This window comes from Shewanella morhuae, from assembly GCF_900156405.1.
Lineage (GTDB): Bacteria > Pseudomonadota > Gammaproteobacteria > Enterobacterales > Shewanellaceae > Shewanella > Shewanella morhuae.
In genome coordinates this window covers 40,100-54,232 of record NZ_FTNN01000014.1, presented here as the reverse complement: position 1 = coordinate 54,232, position 14,133 = coordinate 40,100, and the positions used below count along the sequence as shown (strand labels likewise).

Below are 14,133 nucleotides of genomic sequence, written 5' to 3'. Positions count from 1 at the left end.
CTGTGAAAGCCCCGCCATTGGTGGGGCTTTCTGTTTTTTACGCTTCTATTTACACATGTAAGTGGCTGTTTTTTGGTAATAAATTATCAAGGAGCTTCATTGGCAGGTAAGATTGGGGGCAAAGTATCTCGAGTTTTTTGGCGACCAATGAAGTTAGACGGTATAATTGCTTCATTCAGTGGTGCCAGGAGTAAGTATGAAGTTTGTCGATGAGGCAGTAATTAGGGTCGAAGCAGGCGACGGCGGTAGCGGTTGTGTTAGCTTTAGGCGCGAAAAATATGTACCTGATGGTGGTCCTGATGGTGGTGATGGTGGCGATGGCGGCAGTGTTTTTTTGCAGGCTGACGAAAACTTCAACACGTTGATCGAGTTCCGTTTTGAACGTTTTCACATGGCTGAACGTGGCGAAAATGGTCGTGGCCGTGATTGTACCGGTCATAGCGGTAAAGATTTGATCTTAAGAGTTCCTGTCGGTACGCGCGCTGTTGACCATGATACTGAAGAAGTGCTGGGGGATCTTACGACCCATGGCCAAAAACTATTGGTTGCCAAGGGCGGTTTCCATGGTTTAGGTAACACCCGTTTTAAGAGCAGTACTAACCGTGCTCCGCGTCAAAAGACATTAGGAACACCGGGTGAAGTTCGTAGTCTTAAATTAGAGTTGTTACTGTTGGCTGACGTGGGTTTACTTGGTATGCCTAACGCTGGTAAGTCGACATTTATTCGTGCCGTTTCCCGTGCAACGCCGAAAGTAGCAGACTATCCGTTTACCACTCTTGTGCCAAACTTAGGTGTAGTTAATCCTCGCCCAGGTCAAAGCTTTGTGATTGCCGATATCCCAGGTCTGATTGAAGGCGCTGCCGATGGTGCGGGTTTAGGTATTCGCTTCTTAAAGCATCTTGAGCGTTGCCGTATTTTACTGCACATTATCGATATCGAGCCGATTGACGGAACCGATCCAGTTGAATCTGCACGCGCAATCGTGGGTGAACTCGAAAAGTATTCACCTAAATTAGCGGGTAAGCCACGTTGGTTAGTCTTTAACAAAACCGATCTACTGCTTGAAGAAGAGCTGCAAGAAAAAGTGGACCGTATCGTTAAAGAAATGAACTGGGAAGGCGATGTTTATACGGTTTCTGCCTATAATCGTCATGGTACCAGCGAGTTAGCATTAAAACTGCTTGATTACATTGCCAGCTTACCACCAGAAGACAACAAGGTTGATCCTGATAGCGAAGTTGAGTTCAAGTGGGATAATTATCATCAAGCTAATATTGATTCATTGAATGAAGATTATGTTGATGAAGATGATGATGACGACTTTGATGATGATGACTACGATGTAGAAGTTATTTACCAAAGATAAGGTAATTGCTTGAATTTTGCGAGTTCTGTATACCTTGATACTCAAGGTGATATAACTCGCCAAGTTGTGCATGCTACACAACGGTTACTGACCTACGACGCAAGTGCTGATTTTGTTAAAGATCAGCTGGCGTCTAGGTCAGGTTTTAAATGTTACTCGCTTAAATTTTTCCATCCTTTCCAGTTCTCCGCGTTAGCCTATTTATACTCTCGTTTATGCACCACTTTGCGCTACCCTAGTAGCAAGCATGGGATTAATCAGCACATTATTCTTACTATTCTAAATATCTATGGCTTTAAAGTGTTGATAGCTTTAGTTCAATTCATCATCCAGCTAAAATCAGTACATCAATCATGGTTTATGGCTTATAAAGTGCTTTGATTTTAGATTCTTTGGCATTGACCTGAGTGGTATAAATAGCATGTTAGAGCGCTATTTCGTCATTTAATGATTTTTTATATAAATAAGGAGTACGCATGCGTATTGCTATGATAGCCGCGATGGCAAACAATCGAGTAATTGGGAAAAATAATAAAATGCCATGGCATCTGCCAGAGGATCTACGCCACTTTAAGGCTATGACCTTAGGTAAGCCTGTTGTCATGGGGCGTAAAACCTTTGAGTCCATCGGTAGACCGCTTCCAGGGCGACATAACATCGTTATTTCACGCCAAACAGATCTTGTTATCGCTGGAGTGACTTGCGTGACGTCCTTTAATGCAGCGAAACGTATGGCAGGTGATTGTGAAGAGCTTGTCATCATTGGTGGCGGCCAGCTTTATGCTGAATTATTACCTGATGCGGATACTTTATATTTAACGCACATTAATCTTGACGTCGAAGGCGACACTTTTTTCCCAAAATGGGATGATGGCTCTTGGTATGAAACGGAGTCTTTGCAGGGTAAAAGTGCCGAAGGTTTGGAATATCGCTTTATCAACTTAAGCAAAAGATGTTAAGTTACCCGTTCTGTTGTATGCCCTGTGTGTATGCGGTGTAGCTTTATTTGAAGTGTTTTATCCTATTGGACATAGAGTTAACCCTGAAAAGGGATCGTTTCACCTGGTGATTTTGGATGTAGAACGATAGCTAAAAACCAAAAGATTGGCATTATTTAGATAATAGATGCAGCCCATACAATATTAATTATAAAAAATAAGAAAGTATTGAGGAGTATCGGATGCGTCTTATACCTGTAGCCTTAGCTGCGATGATTGGATTTAGTTATGTTTCTGTACCTACATCTGCCGTTGCTGCTGGGGATCCATTGATCGATAGTATTTGTGATTACGTAAAAGCTAACGATAAAAACCGCTTACGTAAAAAACTAAAAGAAAGCCGTGTTAAATTACGTCAAATTTACAGTAATGTTAGTTGCGATGGCGTGAGCCTGTTAAGAACAGCCTATAGTGTAAAAGCTGATGATGTGGGTGAGTTTGTTGCGAAACGTTTGTCAGTAAATGAATTGAGTGTACCCGAAGCTGATGGTGTGACAATTTTTGCTTGGGCTGAAGCTAATGGGTATGGTGCTAGCCCAATCACAGCAGCAGTTAAAGAGCGCTTGGGCGCCGCCGCTGGTGGTGAAGAAGAGTAAGCTTACTTGAGCCTGAGCCGTGATTAGCTGGCGCGTAAGCCTAAGCGAAGTAAAAATGCCGAACTTTAGTTCGGCATTTTTATTTTTAATTCAAACTAAACGTTATACAGACTTTTGAGGATAAACCATCACCGGTTTAGCTCTTAACCTAGGGCTGCTTAGTAACGCTAGGTTACGTTATAATAACGATCAGAGTCTAAATTCCCCGACAGAAGCTTGTAGCTCTTCGGCTAATTTAGCTACCTGATGACTAGATTGAGCCGTTTGATCTGCACCCATAGCGGTTTCTTCTGAAATAGCGGCAATATGCTCAAGTTTTTCAGATACTTGTTGGCTTACTAAGTTTTGCTCCTGCGCGGCATGGGCAATATGAGTACCAGAGTCATAGGCTCTGTGGACCGATTGGATGATGGTTTCCAGCGCAGTGTTTGCTTGCTCTGTTTTCTCGACACAGGCATTGGCCTGTGTGCGGCCCATGTCCATTGCTGCGACGGCTTGCTCTGCACCCAACTGTAGTACTTCAATCATCTGCTGGATTTCTCTTGTTGATGCTTGAGTACGAGAAGCTAGATTACGAACCTCATCTGCAACAACGGCAAAACCACGACCTTGTTCACCCGCTCTGGCCGCTTCAATGGCGGCATTTAATGCGAGTAAGTTAGTCTGCTCAGCAATACTGCGGATCACATCTAAGATTGAGCCAATGGATGCACTATCTGATTGCACTTTATTGATCACTAGAGCCGCTTTGGCCACTTCATCGGCTAATGCCAAAATGGTCAGTTTATTCTCTTCGGCAATAGTACGCATATGCTGCGTTTCTTGGTCAGCCTGTTTGATTTGTTCAAGGGCTTCATCTGCACTTAGTGTGACTTGCTGAGCACTAGAGCTCAGTTCTGTTGTGGCTGCGGCGACTTGATCAACTTGACTTTTCTGCTCTTGAATCCCTGAAGTGGTTTGAGCTGTAATAGCTGAGGTTTGTTCGGCCGCTGCGGCAAGTTGGTTCGAGCGATCTAAAATACCAATAATCAAACTCCGCAAGCTGTCGACAAGACGATTACAGTTTTTCGCTAGTTCAGCAAATTCATCGTGTCCAGAATCATCAAGTTTATGAGTGAGATTACCTGAGGCTAGCACGTTAAGGGCGTTATTTACTTGGCTGAGCGATCGTTTTAGCGGATTGACTACGGCAAAACTGACTATTACAGCGACCAAAATAGCAATTAACACCACTAAGCTTGTCTGCATGCTGGCTGAGTCAATTTTATCTATGTTGTCTTTGCTCATATTGGCGGCAATAAGTTCGATGTTATCGCTGACATCATCCATATTAGCATTGATAACGGTGACATCTTTTTCAATAACGCTGAGTTTTACTTTGGCTTCTTTAGTATTACTGAGTTGGCTCGATTTCACTTGCAGCATAGATTGCGGCCCAGTAACGAGTGTTAGGACTTTTTCAATATCTTTTGTGACCGAGCTTAAAGTATCTGCTGCAATAATGCCTTGACCGTGGCGATTGACATAATCCAGCTTGTTCTTCGTTTCGCTAATAATGTAGTCAAGTTCTTTAGAGATCAGTTCGTGCTTGCTCTCTTCTTCGTTACTGACTAAGTCTGCGATAGTAGTGATAATATTGCCTAGACTGGTGTCTATGGCACTTGCTGATGCTGCAAGGCTTTGTAAGTCAGGTCTATCACTATTTTCTAAATCAACAATATCGAGTAATTCTGATGACGCATCATCAGCCGCATTTTCGAGTTTTTTCTTCAGATTGATTAACTGTTCTTGTTTACTTAATGCCGCTTCACGTTCGGCAAACATGGCTAGGCTATCGCGCTCAAAGGTAGAAAAACTGCTATTTAATTGAGTGATTAAAGAAGCAAGATTGGGTTGGTTTTTTAATAACTGACTCAGGTTTGTAATTTCATCTTTAAACCGAGCTGTATGACCGTCGAACACAGTGCGGATACTTGGGATCGCTGTGGCTTTTGGGGCGTGATAGGCAATGAGGATCTGTTTTTGTTGCTCACTCAATGTCTCACTTAAATGATTGGTTGATTTAAGCGCGGGCAGGCTTAACTCTTGCATCATAGTTGAACTTTTTTTGAGGCCATTGTTGGTGAGATAAGACGTAAACCCTAGCAGCACAAGTAACAGTATAACAATACCAAATCCACCAATGACTCTGGTGGCTACATTAAACTTCATAGGAGACTCCGATTTTTATTATATTTTTCCAAATGACAGTAGGATTATATCAGGGGAAGTACAGTCGTTTATCGACATCAAGTGACTTTAGTTTAACTCTTTTTTAACTTCTTTTGGGTAATTATTTGGTCTTTTTCGAGGTGCCATAGCGTTAAATGTTCACCCCAGCAACATCCGGTATCTAAAGCTTTTAATTTAGTATCGCTGACTTTACCCATTAGTGCCGCCCAATGTCCAAATACTAAGGTATGGCTCTCACGCAAAGGTGAAGAGAAGTCAAACCAAGGGCGTAATTGAGGATTGTTACACTTTTCTGGTGGCTGCTTACAATCAAAATTAAACCTCCCATCAAGATAGAGGTAACGCATGCGTGTTAATGCATTAATGCAATAACGTAATCTGGTTATGCCAGTCGCAGACGGATCCCACTGTTCTGTTCCATCGGAGTACATTTGACTAATTAATGCTTCTAAGTAGTCATCTTGTTGTAATGCTTGGCTGACTAACGCGACTTCTTGCCTTAATACATCTAATGACCATTGTGGCGGTATACCTGCATGGCTCATGATGATTTTATGCTCAGGTAGCTCACGCATAAGCGGCTGCTGCCTTAGCCAGTCAATGGATGCTGCAATGTCGGTAGACTCTAGAATCTCAGTAAGATGATCGCTAGGTTTAGGCCGTTTAAGCTTACCGTGTAATGCTAATAAATGTAGGTCGTGGTTGCCTAACACTGTTTTAGCTGCATCGCCTAAAGAGCGAAAAAAACGCAGCGTGGCTAAGGAATCTGGTCCGCGCGCAACAAGATCGCCTACGGCCCAAAGCTCATCGCGGGAAGGATTAAAATCGACCTTGGCGAGTATTCTTTGTAATTCAGCGAAACAGCCTTGAATATCACCAACAAAATAATGCGCCATAGCAATCTTTCCTAAATAATATCAGTGAAGTAACCCAGGCGTTGCTAAACGAAAGGGACGGATCGTTGCCTGAAAACGTTCACCTGATTCACTGACCATACCATAGGTACCGTGCATAATGCCTAGCGGTGTATCGAGCACTGTGCCACTGGTGTATTGATAGGCTGTATTAGGCGCTATGGTGGGGGTTTCACCGACCACTCCTGCACCTTGGACTTCACTGATATTGCCGTTGGCATCAGTGATGATCCAGTGGCGAGTTTCGAGCTTGGCCGCTTTATTACCTAAATTAATGATAGTGATGGTATAGCTGAAGAGATATTTTTCATCTTCGGGAGAGGATTGTTGCTCGATATACTCAGTTTTGACTTCGACCCGAATGGAGGTATCCAAAGCGCTCATTGTGGTTTCCTAAGCTCTGGTCTAAGGGCACCTAAGTGCCCTGACGGTGTTATGCTTGCTTATCACATACCATGTTAGCCATTGCCACATATTGCTGAACACTGATTTGCTCAGGGCGTTGACTGGAATCTATGCCTAATTGTTCAAACTCGGCATCGGATAGCATGTGCTTTAAGTTATTACGTAATGTTTTACGGCGCATGTTGAAAGCCGTAGTACAAAGGTGGCGTAGCACTTTTACGTCTTTACAAGGAAATGGCTTTACTGCGTAGGGTAATAAGCGAACTACTGCAGAATCTACTTTTGGTGCTGGAGTAAAGCTGTGTGGTGGCACTTCGAGTACAGGAACCACCTGGCAGAAATATTGCGCCATTACGGTTAAACGGCCATAAGCTTTACAGCCAGGGCTCGCCGATAAACGCAGTACCACTTCTTTTTGTAACATAAAGTGCATTGTTTCAATCTGTTCAGCAAACTCAAACAGATGGAACATTAGCGGCGTTGAAATGTTGTAAGGTAAGTTACCGAACACCTTCATTTTTTTGCCTGGTACACTCAATTGACCAAAATCAAACTGCAATGCATCGCCTTGGTGAATGGTCAGTTTATCTTTAAGTATTGGGTGCTGATGTAGGCGCTCAACCAGATCGCGGTCAAGTTCAACCACAGTTAGATTATCGATAGCATCTGCAACGGGTTCGGTTAAGGCACCAAGACCTGGACCGATTTCCACCATGACATGGTGATTGTCGGGGGAAATTGCACCCACAATGCGATCAATCACATTGCTGTCGGTAAGGAAGTTTTGTCCAAAACGCTTTCTGGCCGTGTGGCCTAAATGTACTTTGCTGCTCATTAATAATGTAATCGTTAGTTCTTTGAGGATAACTCAATGGCTTTATTCAGAGCACAAACAAAACTGCCAATATCGGCCTTGCCTGTACCCGCGAGATCGAGCGCCGTACCGTGGTCAACCGAGGTACGAATATAAGGTAAACCTAAGGTGATGTTTACCGATTTGCCAAATCCTTGTGACTTGAGAACGGGAAGCCCTTGGTCATGGTACATGGCTAAGACGACATCGGCGTCCTGTAAATATTTAGGTTGAAACAGAGTATCGGCCGGTAATGGACCGACAATATTCATTTGAAACTCTTCTCGCAACTCGTTGAGCGTAGGAATAATCACGTCGATTTCTTCACGCCCTAAATGGCCATCTTCTCCCGCATGTGGATTAAGACCGCTGACATAAATCTTCGGTGAAGCAATACCAAATTTATTAATAAGGTCAGCATGTAAGATTTTGATAATATGTCGTAAACGTCTGCGAGTGATGGCTTTAGCAACATAGGCTAATGGAATATGAGTTGTCACCAGCGCCACTTGTAATCCTGGTGTTGCTAGCATCATCACCACGTCGGGGCAATTTGCTTGATGGGCAAAAAACTCGGTATGGCCGCTAAAGGAAATCCCCGCTTGATTAATAATCCCTTTATGTACCGGGCCCGTCACCACAGCATCAAACTCGCCGCTCATATTTTTCTCGCCGGCATAACGCAACGTTTCAATTACATAGCTGCTATTTTGCTCATCGAGTTGGCCACAAATGACGTCAGTGACTAACTTGAACGGTGCAATCGTTAAGGTGCCGGCTTCTTGTGGTCTGGGCGCTTGATTAGGCTGGTAAGAACGAAACGTCACGGATAAGCCAAGTTGTTTAGCGCGGTGTGCTAATAATTCGGGATCTGCACAAACGACTAACTCAGCAGGCCAAGCCTGCTGAGCAAGTTGTACGACTAAATCGGGGCCGATACCAGCGGGTTCGCCTGGGGTAATGGCAATGCGTTTAGTGCTCAATTAGAATTAACCTCGGTTGGTCTCTGGCTGGAAGATTTCAATGTATGCGTCTGAACGCATTTCGTCTAGCCAGTTTTGCAGCTCTTCGTTAAATTTGCGACGGAAGATTAACTGATGCGCACGATTGCTATTAAATTGATCGGTTGCATCAGTTTTTCTGCGTTCTTCTAACTGCGTGATATGCCAGCCGTGTGTGGTACGAAATGGCTCACTGATTTGGTCTGTTTTTAAGCTATTGAGCGTTTGAGCGAACTCGGGCACATAAATGCTGGGTTCTGCCCAACCTAATTCGCCGCCTTTAGTGGCAGAGCCTGGATCTTCAGAATATTGGCGCGCAAGATCTTCAAATTTAGCTTCGCCTGAACGAATTTGCTTAACGAATTGCTCCAACATGGCTTTAGCACGGTCTTCAGACAGAATTGGTGATGGTTTAAGCAGAATATGGCGTGCTCTGACTTCTTCAATTTCTTTAGTTTGTAGACCACGTGCATCCATGATTTTAATGATATGGAAACCGGCACCACTTTTAATAGGGCCGAAAATATCACCTGTTTTCGCGCCGTTAATCACTTCGGCGAATAGGGTCGGCATTTCGTTGATGTTCATGTAATCCCAAATACCGCCTTCCAGAGCCTTTGGGCCTGAAGAGGAAGCAATTGCCGTACTACGGAAATCTTCACCCTTTTTCAAACGTTCCAATACGATATTAGCGCGTTTACTCGAGGCTTCTAATTGCTCGCTGGTTGGGTTATCGGGTACATCAATTAAGATGTGGCCAATTTGGTATTCCACATCTTTTATACCTTGCTCTTGGATGAGTTTAACTAAACTGGTTATCTCCTGAGGTGACACTTGAATACGGCGCTGTACCTGAATACGCTGAATTTCGCCTAAGGTGATTTCTTCACGTAGCTGTTCACGGTATTGGCTAAAGCTCAACCCTTCGCTTTCAATTTTTTGCTGCATCTGAGCGACAGAAACTTTTTGCTCACGGGCGATGTTTTCAATTGCCTGATCTAACTGTAAGTCACCAATGTGCAGACCAATACGGTCAGCCATTTGTAGCTGTAAACGTGTCAGAATTAAGCGCTCAATAACCTGAGTGCGCAGGGCGCTGTCAGAAGGTAACGATTGATTAGCAGCTTTAGCATTGGCTTTTACTGTGTCAATCATGTTGATGATTTCACTTTCGAGCACTATGCCGTCGTTAATTTGAACCGCAACTCGGTCAAGTGGCTCTGGTGCGGCCAATGTAGATTGGCTCATAGCGAGTGCAAATAAAGCAAAAATTAGATGTTTACTGGGTTTCATCCACAAAATCCTTGGCACGTTCTAAGGTCAGGTTCGACGGCTTAATTAAATTAATTTTACCATTTATATCGAAATTACAGCGAGTTGCCTTAATGTAATTTTTTGACGATGCATTTGAATGCAGAGTTAAACCTTAATATTCACTTTTGTAAGCGTTAATAAAAGGCACATCACCAAGCACTCATTAACCTGTTTGGACTCTCAGTCCTTGTTGAGGTTCAGCAATCTATCACAATTCTTTACTAATTCCTTAGATAAAGCGGTTTTCTATAGTTAAACAGACCGTCGTTGAGCATATCAGATACGCCTAATGGGCCTGAACCACCGAGTCCTTTGATGACTAAATTCAAGTAAAAACCGCTATCAAATTGTTCACGACTATCGATAGCTGCAGTACCAATATTATCATCGTAATTGGTTTTAATTCGGTAATGGTAACTAAATCGCAATGCGTAACAGCATGATTCATATTGAATACCGGTATAGGTTTCTATACTGCGGCTTTCATTCAAGTCGTAATACCAGTTACCCACAAAATAAAGATTATCACTAATTGGCCAAGCGCCGCGCACGCCTGCTTGGGAAATATTAACCGTATCATTGGTATTTGAGTTTAATAAGTCGGGTACGTAGCGATAGCTCAATTGCAGTAGTTTGTTCACTTCAGGCCTGAAGTCTAAGGTGACTTCAGTTTTTTTATTTTCACTGGTATTTGTGTCGTATTGAATCGCAGCGCCCATATACCAATCCTGCGTTAAACGAGTATCTAATTCTGCAGCGAGTACAGATGTTGATTGATTTGATTCAAAAATACTATCTTCGTAACCGACTTTACTGTCTTGAAGGTAAAAGATTTGGCCAAGGCTGAATTTAGTCACTTCTTGGTTATGATCGTCTAACAAACGTGTGGTTATACCCAAAGTCGCTTGATTGGCATCAGAAATACGATCGAGCCCCGAGAAACGACGATCACGGAACAGACCAAAGTAGTCATCCTGTAATTGAGCTGTATCATAAATACCGATACCACGTTGATCTTCGTAGCCTACATAAAGATATTGAAATTGTGGTTCGAGTGTTTGGCGATAATTTTCATCGAATAACTCGGTAAAACGCTCAAAGTTAATCTGACCATTAATACGAACCTGCGGCAATGTACGGCTTACCGTATCATCGACAACCCTATTGGGATCTTCATTCTGCTGCCAATAGTTAGTTTGCATCAGCTTAACTTGGCTGGTGAGCGAGCCTGAAGGCCCATGAATCGGTAGCGTTACGCTCGGCGACATATGTAAACGTGTCGCGGTATTGATGTTGTTGTCTTGATGAGCAAAATTTGTCAGCTCTGAATTAAAGCCAAAATCTAAGCTCTTCCAAAAATCGGCGGCACGATAATTAAAGTTGACCTGCGGCATTACCTGATAAGGTTTTTCATCTTCACCTAGCACTTTAATATCTTGTACACGAGTGCTCAGATCCCAGTTTTTTTCAAAGTAGCTGATTTCGCCAATCCGTGATAACTGGTTATCGGTTGCACGGTTAACGTCTGAATTTAAATCGTTGAAATAATTGTTATCTGAAACATCAGTAAAATTGGCTAATACGCGCCAATGTTTATCAATAGCCCCTTGATGCTGCCAGTTATACAGGTAGCGGTTGGGGTTGCCACTGATTAAGTCGTCATCACTTAAATATTCTAAATTTAACCGCCCATTTTGGCGCTCACCGGCTAAATAACGGAACTCAGTTTTAGTGAATAAGCCGCGGTTAGACATATAACTAGGGGTAAAGGTTAAGTCATATTCTGGCGCAATATTCCAGTAATAAGGCACCGAGAACTCAGCGCCATTAGTGGTGCTGGTGCTAAAGCTTGGGTAGAGAAAACCCGACTTTCGTTTATCTGAAACGGGAATGGTCATATAGGGAATATAAAATACGGGTACACCGTGAATTCTTAATTTAGCATTCCAAATTTCGCCCCATTCTTCTTCACTGTTGATTTTGATTTTTTCAGCTTCGAGCAACCAAGATACATTGTCTGGTGGACAAGTCGTAAAGTTGGTATTGGTTAAAATCAAATTATTATTGATGGTAATTTGCAGTTTTTCAGCATCGCCATGCACTTGTTGGCCGTGTAGCCAATATTGTGCCCCTTGTAACGTGGCGCGGTTAGATCGCATTTGCGCTTGTAAGGATTTGGCGGTGACGGTGAAATTGCTGTCTTGGAAAACTAAATTGCCATTGGCATCAAACTGTTCGGTCGCTTGGTCTAAAATAGCTTCATCGGCGGCTATGTGTCTATCGCCTTGGCTAAAAAGTACATCTCCACGGAAAATGGCTTGTTTGCCCATTTCAGCATTGGAGTTATCCGATACGATACGAATTTTACTCAGCTCGGCAGCGGTCATCCCCTGAGTTTGAGATACGATACGGGGTACTGGCGGTTCGATTAAGCATTGAGATGCTGAAGCGGTTGGAGAGTCGTCTGCCAGGACTAATTGCGGTAACAGGCTCAAGGCCAGAAAGTAACGGATCTGCATCTTTAGGTCAGTAATTATGATTTCTTAGTCTGGACAAGTATCGATGGGGAAAGTCGCAATGTACATATGCAACATCGTTAAATAAATCTCTCGATTTCTTAGCTGTTTCCAAATTATATGCCAGCTATAATAAAGCAATTTTTCTTTAAGAGCCATGAAATGACTTTATCCAATCCGAGATTTCTTTCCCTAAATCAGTGGCTGAAGGCTTATTTTTCCGATGAAGTGACTCCAGTGTTGATTTCCGGTGACGCGAGCTTCAGACGTTACTTTCGGATATCCACCCCTGATGCCAGTTTTATCGCAGCCGATTCACCACCCGATCTAGTGCCTATTGCGCCTTTTATTTCCTTATCGAATGCTTATGCGGCAGTGGGATTGATAGTTCCAAAAGTGATTCATGCTGATGCAAAGCAAGGCTTTATGTTGATGAGTGATTTAGGCGATACCCAGCTGTTATCTGTGCTTAGCGCCCAAAATGTGGGGCGCTATTATCGTCAGGCGCTTGATTTACTGCCGCAAATAACTTCAGTGGTAGAAAGCCAAGATGTTAATAGCGGCCTAATTCACGCATTACCGCTCTACAATGAAGCCTTCGTCCGTCGTGAATTGCATATTTTTACTGAGTGGTTGTTAGGCACCCACCTTAGTTTGTCCTTAAGCGATGATGAGCAACAATTGCTAAATCAGAGCTTTGATTACCTTGTCGTCAATGCGTTATCTCAACCTAGTGTGGGAATGCACCGGGATTTTCACAGCCGCAATTTAATGCTGCAAGCAGGCGAGTTGTGCGTTATTGACTTCCAAGATGCTGTCGTTGGCCCTGTGACTTATGATGCGGTATCGCTGCTGCGTGACTGTTATATTCGTTGGCCGCAGGCATTAGTCACCGATTTGATGCAGTATCATTATCAGCAAGCCGTAGCCCATGCATTTATTTCGCCAGTGACTGGCTTTGACCAATACCAAACTTGGTTTGACCTTATGGGCTTGCAACGCCACATCAAGGCGGTGGGAATTTTTGCGAGATTAAATTATCGCGATAGTAAGCCAGCTTATATGGCCGACATTCCACTAACTTTAACCTATATTGTTGATATCGCGATTAAGTATCCTGAGTTAACGTCATTTGCACAATGGTTAACTCGCCGAGTGTTACCTGCGTTTGCATCGAGTGAGCCTTTAACTGGGGTTAAGCCATGAGAGCGATGATTTTAGCGGCAGGACGCGGTGAACGCTTACGACCATTAACCGACACTTTGCCTAAACCTATGGTGCCAGTGTTGGGTAAGCCTTTGATTGTTTACCATATTGAAAAACTCGCCGCGTTAGGCATAGTCGATATCGTGATAAACCATGCTTGGCTTGGGCATAAGCTAGTCGAAGCCTTAGGCGATGGTAGCCATTTGGGTGTACGAATTCAATATAGTGCTGAAGAGCATGCGCTGGAAACAGGCGGCGGTATCAAACAAGCTTTGCCTTTATTGTGTGAGGACGGAAGTAATGAACCCTTTTTAGTGATTAATGGTGATGTGTTTATAGATGCTTTGCCACCCATCACGCCGCTTGCCAAGGATATGCTAGCCCACCTCTGGCTAGTACCTAATCCGCAGCAGCATCCGCAGGGCGACTTTGCCTTGAGTGGTAATCAAGTGCATGAGCATGGCGATACCAAGTATACGTTTTCGGGTATGGGCATATATCATCCCGCATTCTTTAACGACTCGCCAGCGGGTGCTTTTGCCTTGGCGCTTTTATTGAAAGCGTGCATGGCAGAGGGCCGCGTGACCGGTGCTTTGTTTGACGGACTTTGGTGCGATGTGGGCACTATTCCACGTTTACAGGCGCTTGAGTTAACATTGCAAACTAACATGTCAATCTAGGTACGTAGCGTATTTTGTCTCAATTGCGCTGGCACATTTAACACATTATAAA

General features: G+C 43.5%; 12 protein-coding genes. 5 read left to right on the top strand and 7 right to left on the bottom strand.

The features are described from left to right. Positions 1–196: 196 nt before the first annotated feature. The 3 genes from cgtA to BW947_RS15065 all read left to right on the top strand — a co-directional run bounded on the left by cgtA (position 197) and on the right by BW947_RS15065 (position 2,960). Positions 197–1,366: an Obg family GTPase CgtA gene (gene cgtA, locus BW947_RS15080; RefSeq protein ID WP_076500980.1), complete on the top strand. Its 1,170-nt coding sequence runs from the start codon at positions 197–199 to the stop codon at positions 1,364–1,366. Positions 1,367–1,842: 476 nt separating this feature from the next. Then, a complete protein-coding gene (gene folA / locus BW947_RS15070; RefSeq protein WP_076500975.1) occupies positions 1,843–2,325 on the top strand; it encodes a type 3 dihydrofolate reductase in 483 nt (160 codons plus the stop codon). Positions 2,326–2,546: 221 nt separating this feature from the next. Further along, a complete protein-coding gene (locus BW947_RS15065; RefSeq protein ID WP_076500973.1) occupies positions 2,547–2,960 on the top strand; it encodes a DUF3718 domain-containing protein in 414 nt (137 codons plus the stop codon). Positions 2,961–3,149: 189 nt separating this feature from the next. Here the strand turns inward: BW947_RS15065 and BW947_RS15060 are convergent, their stop codons facing one another. The 7 genes from BW947_RS15060 to lptD form a co-directional block, all read right to left on the bottom strand. Then, the gene (locus BW947_RS15060; RefSeq protein WP_076500972.1) at positions 3,150–5,171 is read right to left on the bottom strand and encodes a methyl-accepting chemotaxis protein; all 2,022 of its coding nucleotides are present in this window, start codon (positions 5,169–5,171) and stop codon (positions 3,150–3,152) included. A gap of 92 nt (positions 5,172–5,263) precedes the next feature. After that, on the bottom strand, positions 5,264–6,088 hold the full coding sequence (locus tag BW947_RS15055; protein ID WP_076500971.1) for a symmetrical bis(5'-nucleosyl)-tetraphosphatase: 825 nt from the start codon (positions 6,086–6,088) through the stop codon (positions 5,264–5,266). Between the two features lie 21 nt (positions 6,089–6,109). Beyond that, a complete protein-coding gene (gene apaG, locus BW947_RS15050) occupies positions 6,110–6,490 on the bottom strand; it encodes a Co2+/Mg2+ efflux protein ApaG (protein ID WP_076500970.1) in 381 nt (126 codons plus the stop codon). A gap of 49 nt (positions 6,491–6,539) precedes the next feature. After that, positions 6,540–7,346 (bottom strand): 16S rRNA (adenine(1518)-N(6)/adenine(1519)-N(6))-dimethyltransferase RsmA, encoded by an 807-nt coding sequence (gene rsmA / locus BW947_RS15045; protein WP_076500968.1) that lies wholly within the window; start codon positions 7,344–7,346, stop codon positions 6,540–6,542. Positions 7,347–7,360: 14 nt separating this feature from the next. After that, positions 7,361–8,347 (bottom strand): 4-hydroxythreonine-4-phosphate dehydrogenase PdxA, encoded by a 987-nt coding sequence (pdxA, locus tag BW947_RS15040; RefSeq protein WP_076500967.1) that lies wholly within the window; start codon positions 8,345–8,347, stop codon positions 7,361–7,363. A gap of 6 nt (positions 8,348–8,353) precedes the next feature. Then, positions 8,354–9,658 carry a peptidylprolyl isomerase SurA gene (gene surA, locus BW947_RS15035; RefSeq protein ID WP_076500965.1) on the bottom strand — a complete coding sequence of 435 codons (1,305 nt, stop codon included), beginning with the start codon at positions 9,656–9,658 and terminating at the stop codon, positions 8,354–8,356. Positions 9,659–9,900: 242 nt separating this feature from the next. Beyond that, positions 9,901–12,198 carry an LPS assembly protein LptD gene (lptD, locus tag BW947_RS15025; RefSeq protein WP_076500963.1) on the bottom strand — a complete coding sequence of 766 codons (2,298 nt, stop codon included), beginning with the start codon at positions 12,196–12,198 and terminating at the stop codon, positions 9,901–9,903. A 117-nt stretch (positions 12,199–12,315) separates the two neighbouring features. Between lptD and BW947_RS15020 the strand changes: the two genes are divergently transcribed. After that, positions 12,316–13,401 carry an aminoglycoside phosphotransferase family protein gene (locus BW947_RS15020; protein WP_076500961.1) on the top strand — a complete coding sequence of 362 codons (1,086 nt, stop codon included), beginning with the start codon at positions 12,316–12,318 and terminating at the stop codon, positions 13,399–13,401. Then, positions 13,398–14,081 (top strand): N-acetylmuramate alpha-1-phosphate uridylyltransferase MurU, encoded by a 684-nt coding sequence (gene murU, locus BW947_RS15015; protein ID WP_076500959.1) that lies wholly within the window; start codon positions 13,398–13,400, stop codon positions 14,079–14,081. Before BW947_RS15020 ends, murU begins: the two co-directional genes overlap by 4 nt. The last annotated feature ends 52 nt before the right edge of the window (positions 14,082–14,133 follow it).